The sequence below is a fragment of the Thauera propionica genome (assembly GCF_002245655.1).
Lineage (GTDB): Bacteria > Pseudomonadota > Gammaproteobacteria > Burkholderiales > Rhodocyclaceae > Thauera > Thauera propionica.
On the sequence record NZ_NOIH01000009.1, the window covers coordinates 1 to 23,496 of the forward strand.

18 protein-coding genes are annotated in these 23,496 nt (G+C 64.5%); 7 read left to right on the forward strand and 11 right to left on the reverse strand.

Translation table 11 applies throughout. The annotated features are described in order from the left end of the window. Nucleotides 1-863 (forward strand): hypothetical protein (locus CGK74_RS09130; RefSeq protein ID WP_206186225.1); only part of this gene is annotated, 863 nt, incomplete at its 5' end. Here the strand turns inward: CGK74_RS09130 and CGK74_RS09135 are convergent. Continuing rightward, the gene (locus CGK74_RS09135) at nt 860-2,533 is read right to left on the reverse strand and encodes a prenyltransferase/squalene oxidase repeat-containing protein (RefSeq protein ID WP_133091815.1); all 1,674 of its coding nucleotides are present in this window, start codon (nt 2,531-2,533) and stop codon (nt 860-862) included. The genes CGK74_RS09130 and CGK74_RS09135 overlap by 4 nt on opposite strands. Nucleotides 2,534-2,633: 100 nt before the next feature. On the opposite strand from CGK74_RS09135, the gene CGK74_RS09140 reads away from it, so the two are divergent. Further along, nucleotides 2,634-3,254 (forward strand): tetratricopeptide repeat protein, encoded by a 621-nt coding sequence (locus CGK74_RS09140; RefSeq protein WP_094268187.1) that lies wholly within the window; start codon nt 2,634-2,636, stop codon nt 3,252-3,254. A gap of 42 nt (nt 3,255-3,296) precedes the next feature. Here the strand turns inward: CGK74_RS09140 and CGK74_RS09145 are convergent, their stop codons facing one another. Continuing rightward, nucleotides 3,297-3,986, reverse strand: a complete 690-nt coding sequence (locus tag CGK74_RS09145) for a GNAT family N-acetyltransferase (protein ID WP_094268188.1) — start codon at nt 3,984-3,986, stop codon at nt 3,297-3,299. A gap of 153 nt (nt 3,987-4,139) precedes the next feature. Here CGK74_RS09145 and CGK74_RS09150 point away from each other — a divergent pair, with 153 nt between their 5' ends. From CGK74_RS09150 to CGK74_RS09160, 3 genes are read left to right on the forward strand one after another with little or no spacing between them, the layout of a single operon-like run. After that, nucleotides 4,140-4,388: an acyl carrier protein gene (locus CGK74_RS09150; protein WP_048706093.1), complete on the forward strand. Its 249-nt coding sequence runs from the start codon at nt 4,140-4,142 to the stop codon at nt 4,386-4,388. Between the two features lie 2 nt (nt 4,389-4,390). After that, a complete protein-coding gene (locus CGK74_RS09155; RefSeq protein ID WP_094268189.1) occupies nt 4,391-5,224 on the forward strand; it encodes a hydrolase 2, exosortase A system-associated in 834 nt (277 codons plus the stop codon). 46 nt (nt 5,225-5,270) lie between these two features. Beyond that, nucleotides 5,271-6,083, forward strand: a complete 813-nt coding sequence (locus CGK74_RS09160) for a hydrolase 1, exosortase A system-associated (protein ID WP_240498676.1) — start codon at nt 5,271-5,273, stop codon at nt 6,081-6,083. On the opposite strand, the gene pth is transcribed toward CGK74_RS09160, so the two are convergent. The 4 genes from pth to CGK74_RS09180 all read right to left on the reverse strand — a co-directional run bounded on the left by pth (nt 6,080) and on the right by CGK74_RS09180 (nt 12,410). Then, the gene (gene pth / locus CGK74_RS09165) at nt 6,080-7,987 is read right to left on the reverse strand and encodes an aminoacyl-tRNA hydrolase (RefSeq protein ID WP_094268191.1); all 1,908 of its coding nucleotides are present in this window, start codon (nt 7,985-7,987) and stop codon (nt 6,080-6,082) included. The two genes, CGK74_RS09160 and pth, sit on opposite strands and share 4 nt — an antisense overlap. Nucleotides 7,988-8,208: 221 nt before the next feature. Continuing rightward, a complete protein-coding gene (locus CGK74_RS09170; protein WP_094268192.1) occupies nt 8,209-9,552 on the reverse strand; it encodes a UDP-glucose dehydrogenase family protein in 1,344 nt (447 codons plus the stop codon). Between the two features lie 139 nt (nt 9,553-9,691). After that, nucleotides 9,692-10,816 (reverse strand): hypothetical protein, encoded by a 1,125-nt coding sequence (locus CGK74_RS09175; RefSeq protein ID WP_094268193.1) that lies wholly within the window; start codon nt 10,814-10,816, stop codon nt 9,692-9,694. 7 nt (nt 10,817-10,823) lie between these two features. Beyond that, nucleotides 10,824-12,410, reverse strand: a complete 1,587-nt coding sequence (locus CGK74_RS09180) for an MBOAT family O-acyltransferase (protein ID WP_094268194.1) — start codon at nt 12,408-12,410, stop codon at nt 10,824-10,826. Nucleotides 12,411-12,734: 324 nt separating this feature from the next. Between CGK74_RS09180 and CGK74_RS09185 the strand changes: the two genes are divergently transcribed. Both CGK74_RS09185 and CGK74_RS09190 read left to right on the forward strand, forming a co-directional pair. Next, nucleotides 12,735-12,929, forward strand: coding sequence for a hypothetical protein (locus CGK74_RS09185; protein ID WP_048706080.1), 195 nt, complete (start codon nt 12,735-12,737; stop codon nt 12,927-12,929). A gap of 52 nt (nt 12,930-12,981) precedes the next feature. Then, entirely contained in the window at nt 12,982-15,408 is a 2,427-nt protein-coding gene (locus tag CGK74_RS09190) for a hypothetical protein (protein ID WP_094268195.1), read from the forward strand. 65 nt (nt 15,409-15,473) lie between these two features. On the opposite strand, the gene CGK74_RS09195 is transcribed toward CGK74_RS09190, so the two are convergent. The 5 genes from CGK74_RS09195 to CGK74_RS09215 all read right to left on the reverse strand — a co-directional run bounded on the left by CGK74_RS09195 (nt 15,474) and on the right by CGK74_RS09215 (nt 23,486). Next, entirely contained in the window at nt 15,474-16,715 is a 1,242-nt protein-coding gene (locus CGK74_RS09195) for a pyridoxal-dependent decarboxylase, exosortase A system-associated (RefSeq protein WP_206186226.1), read from the reverse strand. 80 nt (nt 16,716-16,795) lie between these two features. Then, nucleotides 16,796-18,592, reverse strand: coding sequence for an asparagine synthetase B family protein (locus CGK74_RS09200; RefSeq protein WP_094268196.1), 1,797 nt, complete (start codon nt 18,590-18,592; stop codon nt 16,796-16,798). Nucleotides 18,593-18,742: 150 nt separating this feature from the next. Continuing rightward, nucleotides 18,743-19,972: a right-handed parallel beta-helix repeat-containing protein gene (locus CGK74_RS09205; protein ID WP_240498677.1), complete on the reverse strand. Its 1,230-nt coding sequence runs from the start codon at nt 19,970-19,972 to the stop codon at nt 18,743-18,745. An 18-nt stretch (nt 19,973-19,990) separates the two neighbouring features. Beyond that, complete coding sequence (locus CGK74_RS09210; RefSeq protein ID WP_094268197.1) at nt 19,991-21,571, reverse strand: acyl-CoA ligase (AMP-forming), exosortase A system-associated; 1,581 nt, start codon at nt 21,569-21,571, stop codon at nt 19,991-19,993. 178 nt (nt 21,572-21,749) lie between these two features. Then, complete coding sequence (locus tag CGK74_RS09215) at nt 21,750-23,486, reverse strand: SLC13 family permease (RefSeq protein ID WP_094268198.1); 1,737 nt, start codon at nt 23,484-23,486, stop codon at nt 21,750-21,752. Nucleotides 23,487-23,496 lie beyond the last annotated feature (10 nt).

The window sequence follows — 23,496 nt, forward strand, 5'->3', positions numbered from 1 at the left end:
CAGCCGCTGAAAGCGGGAAATTGAATATTTCAGGGCCGACTATTGAGATCGACAGACCGCAGAGCTCCTTTGACGCAGACCTTAAGGATATTCACATGACCAACCACTGTGGGGGTGGGCATGCCTGGGTTCTGCCGCTTGCGTCGCGGTTGGTGGGTGATTTTTCGACCGTCTACGACGGCTTGGCCGGGGAAGTCCTTTCGGCCGGTTTTATGCTGGATAACCGCAAGACGGCATTGTTCCGCGAGGAGTCGTGGGAGGAGCTGGCGCGGCTCATTCTGGGCGAAAGCAATGCCGAGCCGATGCTGCGCAGCGTATTCACCGATGCGTTCTATTCCCGGATCGGCTTGGAAGAGGCGGTGGGCAGGTTGGTGCCGGAATTGCGCAGGCATGCGGGCCTTCCGAATCCGGTCTTGTCGTTCGTTTTCGGAAACCGCACTCGACGCTACATCGCCTTGATACCATTTGCGACCCTTCATCAGATACCGGTGGTGCACGTGCCGTATCTGGATCATGACGTTTTCGACTTTCTATTTTCACTTGACCCTTCGATGATGGAGGGCGGTCGCCTGCATGACGAGACCATCCGCCGCGCCTATCCGGAATACGCTGACATCCCCTATGAGGACAAGCGCGTCAAGGCGGTGATGTCGGCAACTGACCATGCTTACTACCGCGCGGCGCGGCGGGCATTCTTTTCTTACCTTCGGCAGGCGCCGGCGGCAGCGACGGCCTCGCTGCGGAAAACCCAATTGTATGCGCGGACCGGTGCCGATCTGCTGACATCGCGGAGTCAGGCGACGTGGTATATGCGGCCAGCACTGCAGACCATCGAACTGGAGCGTCTGCGGCTGGGCTGCTAAGTAGGTGCGGAGGATGCCGTGCCCGTGGCGAGACCGTAGCGCCTGCATTGCCGATAGACGTAGGGCGCGGTGTTCCCCGGCGGTGCCCCTGCCGGCTCGCTGAACTGCTTGCTGGCCGGATGCACGCAGCGCGCGTGGGAGAAAGGCAGGAGCGTAAGTTCCTCCGTGACCGTGAAGCCTTGGGGGTTGGCGTCGAGTTGTAACGTCCGGCTGGCGTCGTGCCCGGGTAGGGGGGTACGTTTCAGATTCGCGCCGCGACCCAGGCGCCCGCCGAGGAAGCGCCAGTCGATGGCGGCCACGATGCGCCTGCGGAGGGATGCAGGGGGCGAGGGGGCAACCAGATGGGCCTGTCCGTGCAGGCGGAGGGTGAAGCCGCTTGCGGTGGCTTCGAGCACCGGATCTGGGTAGCGATCGATGACACACAGCCGGGTGTCCTCGCGCAGGAGTGGCGTTGGGCCGGCCAGGGCCGGGGTGGATTGAAGCTGCGAGAGCGGCCCGCGGTAGCCTGGGGTCATGACGGCCGGGCTGCTGCCAACCCGGAGGTGGTAAATCCGCCCGCCGCTGTATCGCAGATCCGCGGTGCAGCCGGCGGGGGCTTGCGGCGGTTGGCCGGTGGTGCTGAGTAGGATCACGTTGCCGGCTTCATCCCGCCAGCTCGCGAGCCCGGCTTGCTCGTCGTGGAACAGCCCGCTGCGATTGGCTCGCCACTGCAGTGCCTGCAGGCCCGGGGCGAGCGGGTAGCGCGCCTGTACCTCGCGCGCTGCGCGAAGGATTGCGGCAGCCCAGGCGTTGTAGATGGAAAGGTGCATGTAGTCGTCCCAGTGCCGGGGGCCTTGGTTGGGGCCCCAGGGGTCGAGCCACAGAAAGCCGTCGGAGCGCACTTGGCGATGCAGGCGTCGTGCCAGCGCGTCGGCGGGGCCGTGCTCGGGGACGTCGAGCAGGATCAGCGCAGCGATGAGGCAGGCGTCGCCAAACAGCGCATGGGTGCTGCGGCCAAAACCGCCTGCATAACCGGCATCGTCCCAACAATGAACCAGCCAGTCGAAGAGCCGCCGCGTCTGCGCAGCAAGTTCATCATCGGCACAGAATCGCAGGGCGAGCGCACCAAGAAACAGGGCTTTGTGGTGATAGGCGAGCGGCGTGCAGATTGCCTTGCCGGGGTTCGCAGGGTAGTCAATAAACCCGCCCTTGTGGGTCGTCCAGCGCCGGATCATGCTGGCCAGTGCTCTGGCGAGGCGGGGACGTTGCGCGGGCGTGGCCTCGAGCAGCGTGCAGGTGGCAGCGAGAAGCGTCCAGTTGTTTGACGGATAGTGCTTGCGAAGTTGGCAGCGCTTGATCCCGCTCTGGATCATGGCAGCTTGCGAGCTGTCGAACTGGTCTCCGAACAGGATGGCCATCAGGTGCAGGGTGAGGCGGTTGAACGGAAGGTGGCCGATCTGGCTGATCGGTGTGCCCAGCCAGGCTGCGAGGGCAGCATCGCGTTTGCACGCCTGACCCTGGTTGGGGGAACATAGCGCGAGCGCTGCGCAGGTCTGCCCATAGTGGTCGGGCGGCGTCGCCTTGCCGGTGTGCGCATCGACAAGGCCGAGTTTGGGGTGGACCCATTCGGCGATTGCTGTAGTCAGGCCGTCCAGCAATTGATCAAGCGCAGGTGATGTCTGAGCGGGCATGGTGTGTTCGTGTTCTTGTCGAATTGACGGCGACGTTAGCCATGATTGATGAAAGGCGAGAAAAATGGGAATCCGATCGAAGTCTATCTGCTTGGCTGTGATGACGGCCTGCCTGCTGCCTGGCGTAGCAATCGGACAGAGCGGGCTGGAGGCGATGGGCTGTGGAACCCTGCAGAAGCAGCCGGGTGGTTACGGGCCTCATGACTATCGGGTAGACAAGGACAAGCTGCCGGTGGTGGAGAAATACCACTTCGATGTGGGCGTCGAGACTTTCACCAGGCAGAAGACCGGGCCTTTCGGTGGTGATCTCAGCTACACGTTGAGGGCTTTCCCGAATCACCACCGCGCGTTGATGGCGATGGTGAACCTCGGGATCAAGGAAAAGGCTAGCCAGCCGCGTGGCGCAAGTTACACGGTTGCCTGTTTTCTTCAAAGAGCCGAAACCTACCAACCTGAAGACGGCATGGTGAAGGTGATCTATGGGCTGTACCACCTTAAACATGGGCGTCCCAGTGAGGCGGTGAAGAAGCTCGAGGAGGCACGAAAGATTGCTGGCGATGACGCCAATGTGCATTACAACCTCGGGCTGGCCTACATGGACCTGAAGCAGCATGACAAGGCGTTGGAGAGTGCGCATGCCGCCTATGCCCGTGGCTTTCCGCTCCCGGGGCTGAAGGACCGTCTGCGCAGGGCCGGCGCTTGGAGAGAGTTGCCACAGTAGGCCGCCCCGTTTCGCGGCTGCGCCTGCAGGGCCCGTCCCATTTCAGTGAGGCGGACTGAGTCGCAGCACTGGCCTTCGCGCAGACAGGCTGAGGTGCAGATAAGGACGGCGGTCCAGTGCGCTGAGTTGCAGGCGGCCACATTTTAGAAAACTTGCCGTGGCAACCTTCCTTATGCCGAGTCGTCGATGCGCGGCGAGCGAGGCTGGGTTGAACGCCGAGATGCGCGACAGACTCCAGCGCACCCCCTCTGAAGCCAAGTGCGTGTTGGCGGCCTCCCACAGGCGGGAGAAGGTGCGGCCGATGCGAAAGTCGGGTTCGACGTAGACGTCGTAGTCCCATGCACAGCGGGACGGATCGGCAAGGACGTATCGGCAGCGCACTTCGTCTTCTTCGTATGCACCGTGGGCAAGCCAGAGGAATCCGGAAAAACGTCCGTTGGTTTCGGCCACGAAGCAGGTGCTGCCGTTGGCAAACCGGTTGGCGATGACCTCGGCCGGTCGCGGAAAGCTCGCCACGACAGGATCCCCAGGGCTGACGAGGCGGACGGTGCTCTTTGCGGACGTGCGGTTGCCAGGTGTGGAGGTTTCGGGAACGGGTTGTGCGACGAAGTGGTACCTGATGAAGGTGATGTGGCCGCGGCTGGCGGCGGAGAGTGCCTTGGCTGCGAGGTAGTAAAGCCCTTCGCGAACGCCGAACTGGTTGAATACGCTTTTCAGACGGGCGGCTAACATGGGTGGGTCACGAGGCAGTGTCGGCGGCAGGCGGAATGCCAGCCTGTTTATGCAGGTTGAGCGGATGCTGGCCATATAATACGCGCGCTTCCTGGCCGCGCATCGGGCTGTACTGGCTGGACGAAACTCAACGCAAGATCACAGGAGACTGTTTTGGATATCAAGAAGGAAGTGCTGGCCGTCATCGATGAGGTGCTCAGCCTTGGTGGGCGTGCACATTCGTTTGACCTGGATACGCCCTTGCTCGGAGCGGTTCCCGAGCTTGACTCGATGGCGGTGGTCGGCTTGATCAACCTGATCGAGGAGCGCTTCGGGTTCGTTGTTGAAGACGATGAGATCGACGGATCGTCGTTCGCGACCGTGGGTACCTTGGTGGAGTTTGTGGAAGGCAAGCTCGCCTGAGCATGACGGACGTGGTCCGCGAGGCCTTCTTTCTGGAAGCCGGGGGGGGTGGGCGCTTTTGCGTACATACACATCACGCCTCGGCGCGCGCCGGCAATGTGCTTTTGGTGCCGCCGTTTGCAGAAGAGCTGAACAAGTCACGGCGCATGATGGCGCTGGCTGCCCAGGCTTTTGCCGAGCGTGGTTGGCGTGTGCTGCAGCACGACCTGCTCGGCTGTGGTGACAGCGCGGGCGATTTTGGTGATGCCAGCTGGGCGGCTTGGCTGGACGATGTCGATCGAGCATGTGCCTGGCTGGAACAGGACGACGATGCGCCGACAGTGATCTGGAGTCTGCGCGCCGGTAGCCTGCTCGCCGCGGACTGGATGAAGAAGGCCGGTAGAGCGTTGCCTTGGTTGGCATGGCAGCCCGTGAGCAACGGGAAGCAGCATCTGCAGCAGTTCTTGCGCCTGAAGGGCGTCAGCGAAATGCTGGCTGAGGCGGATGCGAAGGCAACGATGTCTGCATTGCGACAGGCTTTGGCCGAGCGGCAGGTGGTCGAGGTTGCGGGGTATGCAATTGCGCCGGAGTTGGTCGATGGCCTGGAGTCGTCGGTTCTGGACATTGCGCCAGGTCATGCCGCGCCGATCTGCATGTTCGAGCTGGTAGGCCAGGCGGAACCCGAGTGTTCCCCCGCTTTGCGCCTGCTCGTGGATCGATTGCGCAAGCAGGGGGGCACGGTGGAGGCGCGGGCCCTTCAGGGGCCTGCCTTCTGGCAGACCCAGGAGATCGAGACGTCTCCGACGCTCATCGAGGCATCGTGCGAGGTGCTGGAAGGGTGGCGCCGTGCACACTGAGCGAGCCGTAAGTTTCGACTGCGAGGGCGAACGGCTGATCGGTGTCGTGACCCAGCCCGCGGCGAGTGAACGGCCCGCCAGGATCGGTGTGGTGATCGTGGTGGGGGGGCCTCAGTATCGCGTTGGCAGTCACCGCCAGTTCGTACTTCTGGCGCGATTCCTTGCCGATAACGGCGTGCCGTGCATGCGCTTCGATTACCGCGGAATGGGCGACGCGACTGGCGCCGCGCGGGACTTCGAGGGTGTGACGCTGGATCTCGAGGCGGCCATCGATGCATTCGTGCGCGAGGTGCCCGGCGTGGCCAAGGTCGTGCTGTGGGGCCTGTGTGACGGCGCGAGCGCGATCTGTTTTGGCCTTGGACGCGACGCGCGCGTGGGCGGCGCGGTACTGCTGAATCCCTGGGTGCGCACCGCTTCCGGTGAGGCACGGACGATGCTCAAGCACTATTACCTGCGCCGGCTTTTTGACCGGCAGTTCTGGCTCAAGCTGCTGCGGGGCGGGGTCAGCATTCGCAGGGCCTTGGGTGGCGTGACATCTGCGGTTGGACAGGCGGCGGGCGCGGACGGGCAGGCGTCCGGCGCCGGCCAGCAGGCGAGCGTGCCTGAGCGGATGATCAAGGGGCTGCAGTCGTGCAGCGTGCCGATTGCCGTCTTTCTGAGTGGACGGGATTACGTGGCACGGGAGTTCGAGCAGTGCGTGGCCGCCGACCGCAACTGGTCGGCGCTGATCCGCTCAGAGCGTTGCGTACTGCGGCACTTCGACGATGCTGATCACACGTTTTCAAGTTCGGAGCATCGACATGCGATCGAGTTGGCGACGCTCGAGTGGCTAAACCGGATCGCGGCACATACCGGTTAGCGACCACCATTCGCAATGACGGTCTGAACCTGCTCGATCGCTTTGGTTTGTGCGCTTCGGAGCAGGTCGTGGTCCTCTTCCTGAAACCGTTCGAGCACGATCGAGCGTGCCGAGCTTCCTGCGCGATCCGTCTTGCGTACGCCGACGCGGATGCGCGAGATTGCACCACCATTCCCCAACGCTGAGAAAACTGAACGCAATCCCTTGTGTCCCCCGTCACTCCCACTGTGCTTCGAGCGCACGTCGCCCAGGTTGAGGTCGGCATCGTCATGAACAAGGGCGATGCGGTTGGGGTGCACGCCAAATCGTTGCAGGGTGCGGGCAACGAAAGGGCCGCACAAGTTCGTCAGTGTTGACGGCTTGAACAGGATGACTTCGTGATCGTTGAGCTTCGCGTGACTCAGCATCCCTTCGTTGGTCATCTGCCACTGTGCTGATAGCCGCTCGGCAAGGTGGTCGAGTACGGCGAAACCGATGTTGTGCGGAGTGCCGGTGTAGGCTTCGCCGTGGTTTCCCATGCCCACGATGAGCCATCCCGGGTGGACTGATTCGCTCGAGTGCGCTGGTGATCCGATGCCGGGGGAAGCTATGTCGGGGCCTGTCGTGATGCCGGATGCGACTACCGATGCGGTCGCCACGTTCGCGCCATGGGCCGGCTTGTCCAGTTCCGGACAGGCATCGCAGAAGCGGTTAAAGCCGCAGTCCCGACGCCAACAGAGAACCTGACGGCGGCGGGCGAGCAGGAGTCGAAAGAGATGGTCGGCGTGATTCGATGCCTTCAACAGGACCAGATCACCCTCGCGTAATTCGCGCTGCAGGAAACGGTGGGCGTCCTCGAGTTCCGTGAAGCCGACCAGGGAGTGATCGTCTTCACTTTGTCTTGCCTTCAGCGCTCGCAAGGCATGAGGCCCGACGAAGACGACGAGGTCGGCGACGTCCATGGCCAGCCGCGCCGCTTTGGGGTAGAGCTTGGATGCGGAAAGCGAATAGTCGGAGATGGTCCCGATGATCGCGACCTTGCGCTTTGCTCTGGCGTCCCGCAGGTACTCGAGCGTTATGGGGAACGACCAGTACGGAGCCTTGTAGTCGTCGCGGATGAAGGTGACCCCGTCGGATTCGCTGACAATCTGCATCCGTCCCGGTGTCGTCGTCGCGTCTCCGAGCGCAGCCAGGCACGTCTCGATGGGGGCGCCTGCAGCGATGCCGATGCCAATGGCAGCGAGAACGGGCACCACCAGGTGTTTGCCGTGTATGGCGGTAGCGCACCGGTATTGCACGCCTTGGTACTCGATGACGAGCGTCAAGGGGTCGGGCCAGGAAGACGTTGCTTCAATGAGCCGGATGTCCGCCTGCGGTGCGCTGCCAAACCAGAGGCATCTTGCGCGGGTCCGGGCCCCGATCGATTGCACGAGAGGGTCGTCGATATTTAGGACGGCGACGCCGTTCTCGGGCAGGGCCAGGATCATCGCCGCCTTTTCGTCCGCAATTGCCTCGATCGACTCGAAACTCTTCACGTGCTCCCGCTGCACTACGGTCAGTGCCCCAATCTTCGGCTGTACCAGCTCGGTCTTGCAGGCAATGTCGCCGGGCAGCAGGGTTGCGATCTCTATGACAGAGAAATGGTCCCGGCCCCGTGTGTTGAGGATGACCATTCCGACTTCAGGAAGGTAGTTGAGCGACGCATGATTGCAACTGACCGGGCCGAGACGGCGCAGGATGGCCACGGCCAGGTCCTTCGTTGTGGTTTTTCCGGCTGAGCCGGTGATGCCAACGAAAACCGTATCCTTGAGTCGTCGCCGCTTGAGGCGTGCCAACGCAAGGACGCAACGATCATGCACCCTGATGCTGCGCCATTCCACGGCGCGTCGCAGGTTATCCAGCAGGCTGACAGCGGCACCTCTCATGACGAATTCCTCACGTCCGAACTTCAAAGTGAAAAAAGCTACATGGTGCTGACGCAAAACGGCTCGCTTTGCAGGGGCACTCCAGGGAGCGCTGGGCCTGCGAGGCGATATCACTGCGGCTACGACTGCTGGGCTTGCTCAGGCTACGTGGCGGGGAGTTATGTCGGCAACGCGAGTCCATGACGGCATGACTCATCCCGCGGAGGTCGTCTAGTTCTTCATCATGTCCGCTGGCGTGCGGGGCGGCCAACACTGAAGTACTGCCAGCCGTCTTCTTCCAGACGGTTCGGGCTGTAGAGGTTGCGTCCGTCCACAATGACCTTGCCCTTGAGCAGGTTCGCCATTTCCTCGAAATCCGGTGCCCGGAACTGCTGCCATTCCGTGCAGATTGCCAGTGCATCGGCGCCTTCCAGCGCGCTGTACTTGTTGCCGCACAGTGCGAGATCAGGCCGGTCGCCGTAGATGCGCCGGGTCTCGTCCATTGCCACCGGATCGAAGGCCTGTACCTTGGCGCCGGCGCCCCACAGCGCCTCGATGAGCACGCGGCTGGGGGCCTCGCGCATGTCGTCGGTATTGGGCTTGAAGGCCAGGCCCCAGACGGCGATCGTCTTGCCTGCGAGCTTGTCGGCGCCGCCGAAGTGGCGGGCCAGTTTGGCGAAGAGGGTGGTCTTCTGGCGATTGTTGACCGCTTCGACGGCCTTGAGCAGCGGGGCCTCGTAGCCGATCTGGTCGGCGGTGCGACCCAGAGCCTGGACGTCCTTGGGGAAGCAGGACCCACCGTAGCCGCAGCCGGGGTAGATGAAGTGGTAACCGATACGCGGATCGGCACCGATACCCTTGCGCACTTCCTCGATGTCCGCGCCCACGATCTCGGCCATGTTGGCGAGCTCGTTCATGAAGCTGATCTTGGTGGCGAGCATGGCGTTAGCGGCGTACTTCGTGAGCTCGGCACTCTTCACGTCCATGAACATGGTGCGTTCGTGGTTGCGGTTGAAAGGCTCGTAGAGCTCTCGCATCCGCTCTTGCGCCTTGGCCGAGCGGGTGCCGATGATGATGCGGTCGGGCTTCAGGAAGTCACCGACGGCGGCACCTTCCTTGAGGAATTCGGGGTTGGAAACGACATCGAAGGCGATCTGCTCGCCGCGCTCTGCAAGGATCTGTTCGACTTTGGCCTGGACCTTGTCTGCGGTTCCGACCGGGACTGTGGACTTGTTGACGATGACGCGGTAGCTCGGCATGTGGCGGGCGATGCTCTCGGCCACTGCGAGCACGTACTGGAGGTCGGCCGAGCCGTCTTCGTCGGGCGGTGTACCGACGGCAATGAACTGCACCTCGGCATGTTTGACCGCATCTTCCACATCGGTGGTGAAGCGCAACCGGCCCTCGGCGACGTTGCGCTCGACGATGGGCTGCAGGCCCGGCTCCCAGATCGGTATGACCCCGGCTTTGAGCTTGTCGATCTTGCGCTGGTCGATGTCTATGCAGACGACTGTGTGGCCGACTTCTGCCAGGCACGCGCCAGTGACGAGACCGACGTAGCCGGTACCGAAGATGGTGAGTTTCATGAGTGGCTCGCTGTTGTGTTAATTATGGCGTCGATCTTGACGAGGCATAGATGTAATGTCAAAAGCCTAGCCCCCAAGGATGACGCTTTCAACGGCAGGGGCGGCGGTTCGCGGGGGGCGGGTGAGTTGTGGATCGCTCTCAGTTAGGTAGGCAGCTGTTGTTGTCGAGGAGCCGTGCAAGCATCACCTCGCCCAACTCTGCCGTGTAGTGCGCAGGCTCCCAAAACCACCGTATGTGCTTGTTCAGAATCTCCGGGCCAGGTGGCTCCTCGTCCAGATCGAGCCCTTGCGTGTTGAAGTTCTTGAACGGCACGCCCGAAGTCGTCGCTATTTCTTCAATTTTGCTGACCCACTGCGCGTAGGTGTCGCCCAATCCCGATTCGGCGATGATTCGGTGGTAGTCGGCGTGGTAAGGATTGATGAAGAGCGTGACGGATAACTCGTGCTGCCGCGCCCAGTCTAAAAAATTGCGCAGGGCGTCAAAGCTTTCCGAGCTCTGCTGGCCGCGAGGTAGGAGGCCGAGCGTAGGCTTGGATAGGCGGGTGCGCAGCTCCGCGTTTTTCTGTGCAAAGAGAACGTGCTGTCCTTCGCTCCGAATAATGGCCTGATAGTCACGCCCGGGATTGAAACCGTCGGCTCTACGGTCCGACGTGAGGGGGACCTGCTGCTGGATCACGGTTTCGAGCGAGTCAGTCAGGGTTGTGAGTGAGAACAGTGCGCCGAGTTTGTCCCGGGCCTGCAGTTGAATGAGTTGCCAGGCGGGAACATCCTCGCTGCGGATGTGAAGGCGCCCGGCGTAGCTCCGTGCCAGCGCGGGCCAGTTGGGCGCGTGGGCCGGCGCGTCTTCGTCCTCCAGAAAATCCAGGAAGTCAACCGCGAGCAGGACGTGTTTGCCGCCGCCGGCCATTAGGGCGTGCTTTGCGTACTGCGTCTGCATGTAGAAGCTGGCGCCGGGGATACCAGTGTTGAAGACCGGTTTGTAGTCATCAGGCCAACAGGGGCTTTGCGGGTTGAGACCGAGTTCGGGGCGTGAGTTGCCGGCGATGACTGTGGCCGGGCGTGCAGCGGTGGCCATGTAGGGCTTGGCAACTCGCACGCGTTCAGCGGCGGCGGGCTTTATGGCGTTGAAGCCTTGGGTGCGGGGGGTACCGAACAGGCCGTAGGGGTCGATGAGGTAATTGAGGCAGGCAACTGCAGCGCACACCAGGGCAAAGCTGAGCGCCAACCAGAGCAGGAAGCGACGCGAGGCGGTGGGGCTGTCCATGGCGGGTTCAGAACTGGAAGTAGAGGAATTCGGAGATGCGCGTCATGGCGAGCACGGCGATTGAGGCGAGCAGACCGATGCCAATGGCCCAGCTGATGCTTTCGTGCCAAGCGAGTTTGTCCGTGAGTTGCTTGCCTGGCTGGAGTTCGTCTTCGTCGCGACCTCGATGCAGATGAAGGCCGGGCTGGGAGTAGCGCATGATCTGCTGCGTGTTGGGCATGATGAGAGCGATTGGCAGCAGCGCGGCGATCCACAGCCAAGTGAAGACGAACTGCGAGCCGCCGCCGAGGTAGGTGTTGAAGCCGAAGCTGGCGAGTACGGGCCACACCGCATCTAGTCGTGCGGCGATGGCGTTGGGCAGTGCGATGCCGTTGAGGCCGGCCATGCCCTGCAGCACGGCGACGGCAGTGTCGAAGCTGCCTGCGCGGAAGAATACCCAGCCGATGACGACGGCGACGAAGGTGACGAGCCACGACAGGGCCTTGGCAAGCGGTGCTGGAAGCAACCCCTGCGGGCAGAGGCGTGCGGTGGTGTGCCGCCAGGCGTGGTTGATGCACAGATACAGGCCGTGCAGCGCGCCCCAGGCGACGAAGGCCCAGCCCGCGCCGTGCCACAGGCCGCCGAGCAGCATGGTGAGCATGAGGTTGCGGTAGCGCATGAGCCGCCCTGCGCGGTTGCCGCCGAGCGCTATGTAGAGGTAGTCGCGTAGGAATGCCGACAGCGTCATGTGCCAGCGCCGCCAGAATTCGATGATGTTGGTGGCCTTGTAGGGCGAGTGGAAGTTGACCGGCAGGACAATGCCGAACATGCGCGCGGCCCCGATTGCCATGTCGGAGTAACCGGAGAAGTCGAAGTAGAGCTGAAGCGTGTAGGCGAGCGCGCCACCCCAGGCTTCGAAGAAGCTAAGCGTGCTACCCGCGGCGGCGGCATTGAAGACCGGAGTGGCGTACTGGGCGACGCCGTCGGCGAGGACGGTCTTCTTGAAAAGCCCGAGGGCGAAGATGCTGAGGCCGATGGCCATGTTCTGCGCCCGCGGCATGAGCGCACCGGGCTTCATGAACTGCGGCAGTATGTCGCGGTGATGGACGATGGGGCCGGCGATGAGCTGTGGGAAAAAGGTGACGAAGAGCGCGTAGTGGGCGAACCGGTATTCGCGCGCTTGGCCTTGGTATGCGTCGACGAGGTAGGCGATCTGCTGGAAGGTGAAGAAGGAGATTGCTAGCGGCAGGATGATGGTGTCGAGGTGGAGGTTGGTGCCTGCGATGGCGTTGAGGCTGTTGACGGTGAAGTTGGCGTACTTGAAGTAGCCGAGCAGGGCGAGGTTGAAGGCGACACCAGCCGTCAGCCAGGCTTTGCCAACATGCCGAAGGCCTTGGCGGTGCGCGAGTTCGAGCAGGCTACCGAGGCCGAAGTTAACGAGCATCGAAAAGAGCAGCAGCAGCAGATAAACCGGCCGCCACCACGCGTAAAAGAACAGCGAAGCCAGCACCAGCCAGACAATCGCTGGCTCATGACCTCGCCGCGCTACCCAGAAGTAGCCTGCGAGCGTAATCGGCAGGAACAGGAAAAGAAATTCGTACGAGTTGAAGAGCATTGGCTGTCACGCGTCGCGGAGCGCCTAGGGTGGCACGTGATAATGACCGATGAAAAGTGCATTGTCAGCAGGTCAAAGGGCGTGCCCGCATGGTGCATTGCTTGGTTGCATGGCTGCGCTCGCGGATGGGCACCTGGGTGTCGAGGTTTCTTACACCGTTCCGGGTCTTGAGCGTCCTGCTCGCGATGCGCGTATTCCAGGTCATTGATCCAGAAACGGTTCAGCTGCGCTCATCAAGCAAGAACGGTTCTTGCTTAGAGCGATGCAAATGTGTTTTTGCAACTGCAGTGCGTTTGCAGGCTGCTTAGCGGATCAGGAGAGGAAATGGAGCAACGTACGCAGACCAAGCTGCGCCGGGTGGTGGATTTGTGCGTCCGGGCCGTTGCGCGCGGGTCCATGCCGTTGTCGAGGGCTGCCCGGACCATGGAGGCTGCAGGTGCGTCTTTCGAGGTGGTGTGCCGGGTGCTGCTGCCGTTCAAGGACGGTGTTTCAAAGAATGTGAGGATCGATGGAGTCTGACCCGATTGCCCCGTAGACTGGCTGCTTATTCAGGACAGGGGGAAGGCGGAGCATGGGGGCGCATTCGGGAAGCTTGAAGGGCAGCGCGCTGACACCGACGGGCTGGGGATTGCTGGCGCTGTGTGGTTTGACGGGCTTGGTGGTGTTTGCCCTGCGTCACCCCTTCGGCGTGGTCGCCGGGTGTGTGATCGCGATCGGCTTTGTTGCCCTGATGAGCGCACGCCGCGACGCCTGGCTGTTCTGTGTGCCGGCGCTGGCGCCCGTGGTCGATCTGGCCGGCTGGTCAGGCGCCATTCACCTGACCGAGAGCGATGCGCTGGTGATGAGCGCGCTGCTGGTGGGCAGTGTGCAGTCGATGGCCCCCGTGCGTCTGTCGCGAGCCGATATTAAGGGCGGGCGGCCCTGGCGGTTCGGCCCGCTTCAGCTCGGCGTGGTCGCATTGCTGGGTCTGAGCTTTCTCGTGTCGACGCAGTGGTCTGCGGTGGCCGAGGCGGCGGGCGATGCAGCGCTATGGATGGGGTACGGCACCGCCTTGAACGGGCCGCGCCTCGCCAAGGGTTTTCTCTGGGCCGTGTTGTTGCTGCCGCTGCTGGCGCAGGCCTTGCGCGACCGACCGCAGACGGCGACGCAGACGCTGGTGTTCGGGTTGGTGGCAGGAGCTGTGTTGGTTTCACTGGCTGCGGTGTGGGAGCGCTGGGCGTTCACCGGCGTGTCGGACTTCGCGAGCGATTACCGCACTACGGCACTGTTCTGGGAGATGAACGTGGGCGGCGCCACGCTGGACGGCTGGCTGGCGTTGACGGTGCCCGTGGCCTTGTGGTGGGTGCTGGGTGAGCGTGATGCACGCCGGCTGGCGATCGGGGCGGGGTTGCTTGCTGTGCTGGCCTACGCGAGCTTCACGACCTTCTCCCGCGGGCTGTACCTGGGCTTGGCAGTGGGGGTTGTGGTACTGCTGCTCGCGATGCTGCGGCGTGGGGCATGGCGGGTGTCGCTTCCGGCGGTGCTTGTGTGGGCCGGGTTTGCGGCGGCGTGCATCTGGCTGCTCGGCGGGGTGTTCCAGGCCGGCGGTTTTCGTGGGTTGGCGGCCATGCTGGGCCTTGCGCTGGCAGTCTTCGGGGTGGCTCCGGTGTTCGCGCTGGCGTCGGGCCGTGCGCTGGGGGCTGCGCTGCTGCTTGCACTGACGGGGACTGTTGCGAGCGCGATCGCCATCGTCCTTGTGCCGAAAGGGGTGTACCTCGCCTATGCATTCAATGCGGTGGCGCTGGGCTGGGCTTTGTTCGCGCATCTTCCGGCACGGCTTGAGCGTGTGGCGGTCGGTCTGGTGCTGGGCCTGCTCGGGTGGCTGGCGGCGAACGCGGTGCTGGTGAGCCACCACTGGGCCGAATCAGGCGGATTGTTGCCGGCCCTGCTGTGCACGCTCTTCGTCCTCTTGCCGCTTGCGTGGGTGCGCCTGCAGCCCGCGCGCTGTTGGCGGCCGACGGTGCATGGTTGGGTGCTGGTTTCGCTCTGCCTGGGCGCGATGGCCCTGACTGTGGTGAGCCTCAACACCTACTACGCGGCCCAGCGCATGGAGCGTGCCGCTGCCGATCTGGAAGGCCGCTTTGCACACTGGTCCTATGCCGCATCGCTGCCGTCTGCGCAGGGGGCACAGTGGCTGGGCGTGGGTGTGGGGCAGTTTGCCGAGGCGTATTTCTGGCACGCACCGCAGGAGGTGTTCCCGGGGTCGCACACCCTGGGTTTCGACGCGGGGAATCCCTATCTGAAGCTGGGGGCACCGCGTCACGTGCTGGGCTTTGGTGAGCTGTACCGGGTTTCTCAGCGCGTGTCGCCGGGCCTGGCTGCGCCCCTGCAGCTGGCGGTGCGCCTGCGCGCTCCCGAGCAGGATGCCCGGCTGGCGGTGGAGGTGTGCCGCAAGCACCTGTTGTACGACGGGGGGTGCACGACAGTTGGTATCCGGGTGCCGCAGGGGAGCGCCTGGAACACCTACCAGTTGATGTTGCCCCCGGGGCGTCTCGGCGTGCCGGCTGCGGGCTTTCCACGGCCGACGGTGTTCTCGATTGCCAACAACAGCCGCGCCTTGCTCGAGGTGGACGAGCTGAGCCTGATCGATGCGCGTGGGCGTGAGCTGCTGGGCAACGGACACTTCGAGCAGGGGGCGGATTACTGGTTCTTCTCCAGCGATCGTCATCACTTGCCCTGGCATGCCAAGAACCTGTGGCTCCACTTTTTTGTGGAGCAGGGGTGGCTGGGACTGGTCGCGTTCTCTCTGTTGTGCGTGGCCGCGACGTCGCGCCTGACGCTGGGGCGCGCGTCAGCGCACCCCTTGGCCCCGCCCTTGCTTGCCGGCCTGACCGCCTTCTTCATCGTCGGCGCCTTCGACAGCCTGGTGGACGCGCCGCGCCTGGCGATGCTCGCGTATCTGCTGATGTTCGCGGCGCTGGGGCTGCAGGGCGGGGGTGCGGCGGCACGGGCGCCTTAGCACTCGGCGCCCGACGTCTTCCGGCGACTCCGGATTGGCTCGAGCGCTCGACGCGCGGTGGCTGCTCAGATGAGTACTTCGGTGACCGCCGGATGCCCCAAAAACCTTTGCGGACTGGCCGTGGCGCCATAGGCGCCCGACTGGTAGATGACCACCAGATCGCCCGGCCCGGCCGCGGCTAGGTTCATGCGGTCGGCCAGCAGGTCGAGCGGTGTGCATAGCGGGCCAACGACGGAGACGGTTTCCTGCTCGGTTGCGTCCATGCGGTTGCCGATGGCCGCGGGGTAGTTCTTGCGGATGACCTGGCCGAAGTTGCCCGAGGCGGACAGGTGGTGATGCAGGCCGCCGTCGGTGACGAGGTAGGTGTGGCCGCGCGAGACCTTCTTGTCCAGCACCTTGGCGACGTATAGCCCCGCTTCGCCCACGAAGTAGCGGCCGAGCTCGATGACGATCTCGGCTTGCGGCAGGGCAGTTTTCGCCTGCGCCACGATGTCGGCGAGGTTGGCACCGATCGGGGCGAGATCTAGCGGCTGTTCGCCCGGGAAGTAGGGGATGCCGAAGCCGCCGCCAAGGTTGAGGAACCTGACCGGCGACGGCGCGTGCTCGGCCAGCCGGCAGGCGAGCGCGAAGCTCTTCTGCTGGGCCTCGACGATGGCTTCGGGCTTGAGGTTCTGCGAGCCGGCGAAGAGGTGGAAGCCTTCGAAGGCGAGCCCGGCGCGGCCGATCGCGGCGAGCAACTCGGGGACCTGTTCGGCGTCGACGCCGAACTGCTTGGGCCCGCCGCCCATCTTCATGCCCGAGGACTTCAGTTCGAAGTCTGGATTCACGCGTACCGCGACGCGCGCCGGCAGGCCGAGCGCCTGCTGGGCGGCGGCGAGGATGGGCAACTCGCGGAAGGATTCGACGTTGACCAGGATGCCTGCGGCCACGGCCTGGTGCAGCTCGGCGTCGGTCTTGCCGGGGCCCGCGAAGCTGATCTCCTGCGGATCGGCGCCGGCGTCCAGCGCCACCATCAGCTCGCCCGCGGACGCCACGTCGATGCCGTCGACCAGTGTCGCCATGTGGCACACCAGTGCCGGCATGGGGTTGGCCTTCATCGCATAGTGCAGCTTGACCTCGGCCGGCAGGGCGGCGCGCAACTGCGCTACGCGGGCGCTGAGCAGACTGCGGTCGTAGGCGTAGAAGGGCGTGCGTCCCACACGTGCGGCAATGCGGCTGATGGGCTGGTCGTTGATGAGCAGGTCGCCTCCGGCGCTGCGAAACTGGTTCATCGGCGTGTGGTCGGGCAGCTTGCGGGTTTCGGTCATTTCGAGTCTCGATTCGGCAGGGCTTTGCGCAGCGTGTGATCGGCTGTTTCGTCGGTGGTGATGAGGGGCACTGACGTGCGTCAGGCCGTCTCGTGTTCCCGCATCCAGAACTCCATCATCATCAGGATCCACACCATTTCGCCGTAGTAGCCGGGGTGGGCCGGCAGGTGCGTCTTCAGGAGTTCGTCGATGAACTGCGGGCGGACGATGCCGCGGTTGCGGAAGCTGCCCAGGGCATCGGTTGCAAGCGCCTTCAGCCCCGTGTGCTGGCAGGCCCAGACACCGAAGGGCAGGCCGAAGCCGTGCTTCTTCTTGGCGATGATCTCGTCGGGCAGGAAGCCGCGCAGGGCTTCCTTGAAGAACCAGCGCAGTGTCAGGCGCTTTAGCTTCCATTCCGGCGGCAGCGTGAGCGAGAAGTCGGTGAGTTCGTCGCTGAGCAGCGGGAAGGCCACATCCACGCCGGCCAACTGGGTGGTGCCGACGACCTTGGGCAGGTCGTTGTCGGCCAATGTGTACTTCCAGTCGTAGTTGAGCATGCGGTTAATGTGGGCGCTGGCATTGGTGGCCTGCCACACCTCGCGCTGCGCGCGGTAGGGGCGGTCGGTGTCGACACGCGCGATGAAGTCGGGCGCGAAGACGGTGTCCATACCCAACTGGATCAGCATGTTGTACATGTGGATGCGGTCCGGCATGGGCACGCGGGCCTGCTCGACGTAGCTGACACCTTTCTTGAGCAGCGGGATGCGGCCCATGCCGGGCAGGGCCAGCGTGGGCTCGAGCAGGCCACGGCGCAGCAGGCCGGGCACGCCGTCGTACCAGCCGAAGATGCGCTGCTTGGCGTAGCGGGTGTTGCCGCCGAACAGTTCGTCGCCGCCGTCGCCGGCGAGCATGCGCTCGATGCCATCCTCGCGCGCGCGCGTGGCGCAGATCCAGCCGGGCAGGGCCGACGAGTTGCCGAAAGGCTGGTCGTAGTGGGTGGCGACCTGCGGAATGCCTGCCACGAGGTCGTCGGGAGTGACGTAATACTCGCGGTGGTCCGCGCCGAAGCGCTTGGCGGCGATGCGGGCGTACTCCATCTCGTCATAGCCACTGGCATCGAAACCGATGGAGTAGGCGCGCGCAGGCTGGCCGACCACCTTGCACAGCATGCCGGTGACAGTGGAACTGTCCGTGCCGCCCGACAGGAAGCAACCCACGCTGGCGCCCTCGGCCTCGCGGCGTACGTCGTCCTCGATGATCTGGAGGAAGCGTGCTTTGGATTCCTCCAGGCTCGGGGTGTTGTCTTCCTCGAAGACCGCTTGCCACCAGCGCCGGCATTCGGCCTTGCCATCCTGCCACTTGAGCAGGTGGCCCTGGGGAAGCCGGAAGACGCCTTCGAAGATGGTCGTCGGCGCCGGGATCATGTGGAAAAATAGGTATTCGAATACCGCCTGCGACGAGATCTTCCGCGGGACGCCGGGGAGCGTGTCGGCGCGGTCGGAGAAATGCAGTCGTCCCTCGTGTTCGGCATAGCAGATGGGCCAGGTGCCGAAGCGGTCGGTGGCGAGCAATGCCTGGCTGCCATCCCGGGCGATCAGGATGACGCTGAAGCGGCCGGCGGCTTGCTGTACAGCGGCGTCTCCGTGGGTGCGGAAGGCCTGCGCCCAGGCCGCGGCGGCGCCGCGCTGCTCTTTGAGTTGCTGCAGGGCGGCGTTCTTGAAGCGGGGGGAGCCAAGCGCAAGGCAGACGCTGCCGTCATCCTGGAAGACCGTTACATCCGTCCGGTAACCGATGGCACCTTGGGGAAACTGCAGACGCGCCAGGTTTTCGGGAAAGATCCGGCTGGTGTCGGTGACTGCGTCCGACGCGTGAAGAACACCACAGAACCGCTCGAGCACACTGAACTCCGTTGGCCGCGAAGGCTGGAAAGTTTCGAATCGACGGGATGATGCCGCATGAAGGCGGGATTGTCAGTGCCGAGTGCGATCCGGATATGACAGAAGTGCGGGTTACCCGTGGCTGTGCAGCGTCCCGACCGCCTCCTGCACTCAGAAGTCGTTCTGCAACGCGCCGGGCAACCAGTTTGACGACGGGGTGAGCGGACGGGTGCCGATCGGCAGTGCGAACTCCGCTTCGGGCACGAGCGAGACGCCGCGTGCGCTACCGGCCGGCGTGGTGAGGTGACGCAGCAGCTCGGCGCCGCTCGGGCGAAAGTCGAGTGTGTCGGGTGCTAGCAGACCGCCAGGGGGAAGGGGCACGTTGCCGCGGAAATCACCGCTCGCCGCGAGCGTGAAGGCACCGATGCCCGCTGTGATGTTGTTGATGCCAAGCACCTCGACGTTGCCGGGCAACTTGTCGCTGAAGGTGCGCAGGAACCAGGTGCCGGTCAGGCGATCACTGAGCAGGGTGTTGTGTGACAGGTAGAGCGCGCTGTCGGGCCAGGCCTTGCCTTCTGCACCGTAGGCAATCACCACGGGGTTCTGGGTGCCGGCACTCTGGCCGATGATGTTGCCGATGAGGAAGGCCAGACCGCCGTTGGGCAGGTCGATCTCGTAGGAGGCTTCGCCGCCCGGACCGTCGAGGAGCAGGTTGTAGCGGATGTCGTTGTAGCGCGCGCGCGATTTGACCAAGTGGCCGTGGTAACCCTGATGGAGGCGGCTGCCGCTGATCTCGAAGCGGGCGATGCGGCCGACGTACAGCAGGTGCGGCAGCGGCTGTGTCTGCCGAGGCGCCTGAGCGAAAAGGCTGTCGCGGATGATGAGCTCCGCGTCCTCGAAGTTGGCAGTCAGGATGCCTGTTTGGTTGTCGACGAAGTGACTGTCTCGCACCTCGAGGCGGCCCCGCTCGAAGCGGATGCCCGCGCCGTTGCCGTCACTGGCGCGGGCGCCGTGGAACGCGATGTTCTCGATCTGGATGTCGCCGTTGCGGATTACCCAGATGGCCTTGCCCTCCGCGTTCTTGCCGTCGGCAATCAGCACCGGACGCTCCCCGATACCCCGGATGAGCAGGCGTTTTTGGTTCCACACCGTGACATCGCCCCGGTACTCGCCGGGCAGGATCTCGACGATGTCGCCGTCCCGTGCGGCCTTCGCCGCATCAGCGATGCGCGTGAAGGCTTCGCCCGGACCGACGCGGATGACGGCTGCAGCCAGATCCGATGGCAGGATGCAGGCGGCTATGAGCAGTGCCGTATGGAGAAGTGCCGCATGCGCGCGTCGGCAGCGCCGCGCAGCAATCGGGCGAGGGGGCTGCAGGGCCCCTTCACATCCGCGAGACATGAGCACCGCCGAGCTTGGTCAAACCTCGCTCGACAGCGTCTTGCGGTCGATCTTGCCGTTGGGGTTGCGCGGCAGCGGCCCGTCGCGCACCTCGATGCGCGTCGGCACCATGTAGGCCGGCATGCGCCGGCGGCATTCGGCCAGCAGCGCGGCGGTGTCGAGCGAACCTCCCTGCGGCGGTGTGGCGATGACCGTGATGCTCTGGCCCAGGGTGTCGTGTGCGACGCCGAAGGCCGCGCATTCACCGACGAGCTTGGTCGCGTACAGGATCTCCTCGACCTCGGTGGGGCTGACGCGATAGCCGGAGGTCTTGATCATCTCGTCGCGGCGGCCGATGAAGTAGAGGAAGCCTTCTTCATCGCGCCGCACGGTGTCGCCGGAGAACACGGCGATCTCGGGCAGCACAAGGCCGTTCTGTCGGCCCGGCGCGTGGCTGGGCAGGGGCTTGAAGCGTTCGGCGGTCTTCTCGGGGTCGTTCCAGTAGCCCATCGCGACGAGCGCGCCGCGCTGCACGAGCTCGCCCGGTTCGTTGGGGGCGCATTCGCTGCCGTCCTCGCGCAGCACGACCACGTCGGAATTGGGGATGGCCTTGCCGATCGAGTCGGGGCGGCGGTCGGCTTCTTCGGGCGGCAGGTAGGTGGCGCGGAAGGCCTCGGTGAGGCCGTACATCAGGAAGGGCCGGGTCTTCGGCAGCATGCCGCGCAGCGTGGTCAGAGTCTCGAGCGGCATGCGGCCGCCAGTGTTGGCGATGTAGCGCAGGTGCTCGGTGATGGTCTCCGGCCACTTCAACTGCGAGAGCTGGATCCACAGCGGGGGGACGGCGGTCAGGCCGGTGACCTTCTCCTTCTCGATGGCCTTCAGTACGTCGCGCGGCAGCAGATAGTTGAGCAGGACGACGCGCGCGCCGCTGTGGAAGGCGGTGGTCAGCTGCGAGAAGCCTGCGTCGAAAGACAGCGGCAGCGCCGCCAGCAGGGTGTCGTCGGGGTTGTTCCCGAGGTACTCGGCAACGCTCTTGGCGCCGGTGACCATGTTGCGGTGGGAGAGCACGACGCCCTTGGGCCGGCCGGTGCTGCCCGAGGTGTAGAGGATGGCGGCCATGTCGGCGTCGATGACGCGGTGGCCAGGTATGGCGGGCGCCGTCAGCAGGTCGATGAGTCGATGCACGGATGCGCCGGGCAGGGCAGGGAGTTCCGCAGGATTGCCGGTGAGCACGACGTGGCGCAGGTCGTGGCAGCTACCCAGGGTTTCGGCGAGCGCAGCGAACCGCTCGGGCGAGGTCACCAGCACTCGAACGTTGCAGTCCTGCAGGATGTAGCCCACCTGTTCGGGCTTGAGGATCGAATTGACCGGTACGAATACGCCGCCCGCAGCCGTGGCGCCGAACATGCCCACCACCGTCTCGATGCGCTTGTCCAGGTAGATGCCGACCCGCTCGCTGCGCTCCAGGCCCAGTTGGCGCAGCCCGGCGGCAAAGGCCTGCACTTCGACAGCCAGTGCGTCATAAGTGCGGTGTTCGGCGCCGAAGGTCAGCGCGACCGCGTCGGGCGTTCGATGGGCGGACGAGAAGATGAGCTGGTGCAGCAAATAGGTTGCGTTCATGACGGTCTGGGCTTGTGGGAGGCTGTGGATGATGCAATGCCACAAGGTTAGACTCAGAGCGTGAAGGCGACAACCGCCTTGGGCCGGAAAACGGCTGCGGAGGTGCCGCGATAGGCGTTTCTATTGAGACGCACTCTCCCTTCGCGGGCAGTGCCCGCCAACAGGGCGGGTTGTCGATTCAGGCGGGTCGGAACGGAAACACCAGCGGCACCAGCAGCAGCACCCCGATCGAATAGGTGAGGCTGATCGGCAGCCCGGCGCGCAGGAAGTCGCGCATGCGGTAGCGCCCCGCCGAATACACCATCAAGTGCGTCTGATAGCCGAAGGGGATCAGGAAGCCCGCACTGGCGCCGTAGGCGACCACCATCACGAAGGGGGTCGGGTCCACGCCGAAGGCACGTGCGGTGCCCAGCGCGATCGGGAAGGCCAGCGCCGCTGCGGCGTTGTTGGTGACGAGTTCGGTCAGGGCGAGCGTGATCAGGTAGACGCCGACCAACGCGCCATACACGCCATAGCCGTCGAAGGCGGCGCGCATCCAGCCGGCCATCAGCGCCGCGGCGCCGGAGCGCTCGATGACACCGGCGATCGTCAGCGCGGAGCCGATCACGATCATCAGCTCGAACGGGAAGCGCCGGCGCATTTCGCCCAGCGTCAGTAGGCCGCTCGCGAGCAGCGCCGCCAGCAGGATCAGTAGCCCGCTGAACAGCGGCAGCCACTCCAGTGCCGACAGCAGGATGACCGCAGCGAAGCCCGACAGCGCCAGCGTGCTCTGCCGCGATGTCATGCGCGGGCGCAGGCCTGCACCATTGAGCACGTGGAAGTTGCGGTCGAGGTTGCGGTGCTGGAAGAAGTCCGGTCCGGCGGCCAGCAGCAGGCTATCGCCGACGCGTAGCGGGATGCGCCCGAGCTGACCGGTGAGGCGCTTGTCGCCGCGGCGGATGCCGACCACGCCGGCATCGAACATGGTGCGGAAGTCGACATCGCGCAGGGTGCGGTTGGCCAGGTCCGACTGGTTGGAGATGACGACCTCGACCAGGTTGGACTTGAGCAGGGCGTCGGCGCCTGCGCCGAAAACCTGCAGGCCGGGAAAGCGCTGCAGGGCCTGGACCTTGGCGATCTCGCCGGTGAACACGAGCACGTCGCCTGCGTGGAGGACTTCCGCGGGGCCGACCGGCGAGATCAGGTGGCCGTCGCGCTCGATCTCGACGAGGAACAGGCCTTCCAGGTTGCGCAAGCGGTTCTGCTCGATGCTGCGACCGACCAGTGGCGAGTCGGGCGCCAGGCGCGCCTCGAGGAAGTAGGCCGAACGCGATTCCTGCTCGGTGGCCGCGTTCGCCGGCAGCAGTCGCGCGCCGAGCGCCATGACGACGATGCACATGATCGCTACCGGCAGGCCGACCAGCGTGAACTGGAACATGTGCAGCGCGGGCAGTCCCGACTCGACGGCGAAGGAGTTCACGACGAGGTTGGTGGAGGTGCCCACCAGGGTCGTGATGCCGCCCAGGATCGAGGCGTAGGAAAGCGGTATCAATAGCTTCGACGGTGGGTGGAGCCGCTGTTTCGAGAGCGGCCCCAGCAGTGCGCCGACGACCGCGGTGTTGTTCATGAACGCCGACACCAGCGCGGCGAAACCGCCGAGCTTGAGCGTCGCGCGTGGCTGGCTGCCCCGCAGCAGGGACGAGGACAGGTGGTCGAGCAGCGGCGATCGTTCCAGCGCGAGCGACACCAGCAGCAGCAGGATCAGCGTGGCCAGCGCCGGGTTGGTGAAGCTGGACAGGAAGGCCTGCTGGCTCGACAGCCCCAGCAGGTGGTAGCCGCCTGCCCAGGTGACGAACAGGATGGCGGGGCTGATGCGCCCGTGCACGAGCAGCGCGAGCAGGACGGCGATGGAGCCGAGGACGAGGTAGGCCGTCATCTGCGGAGTG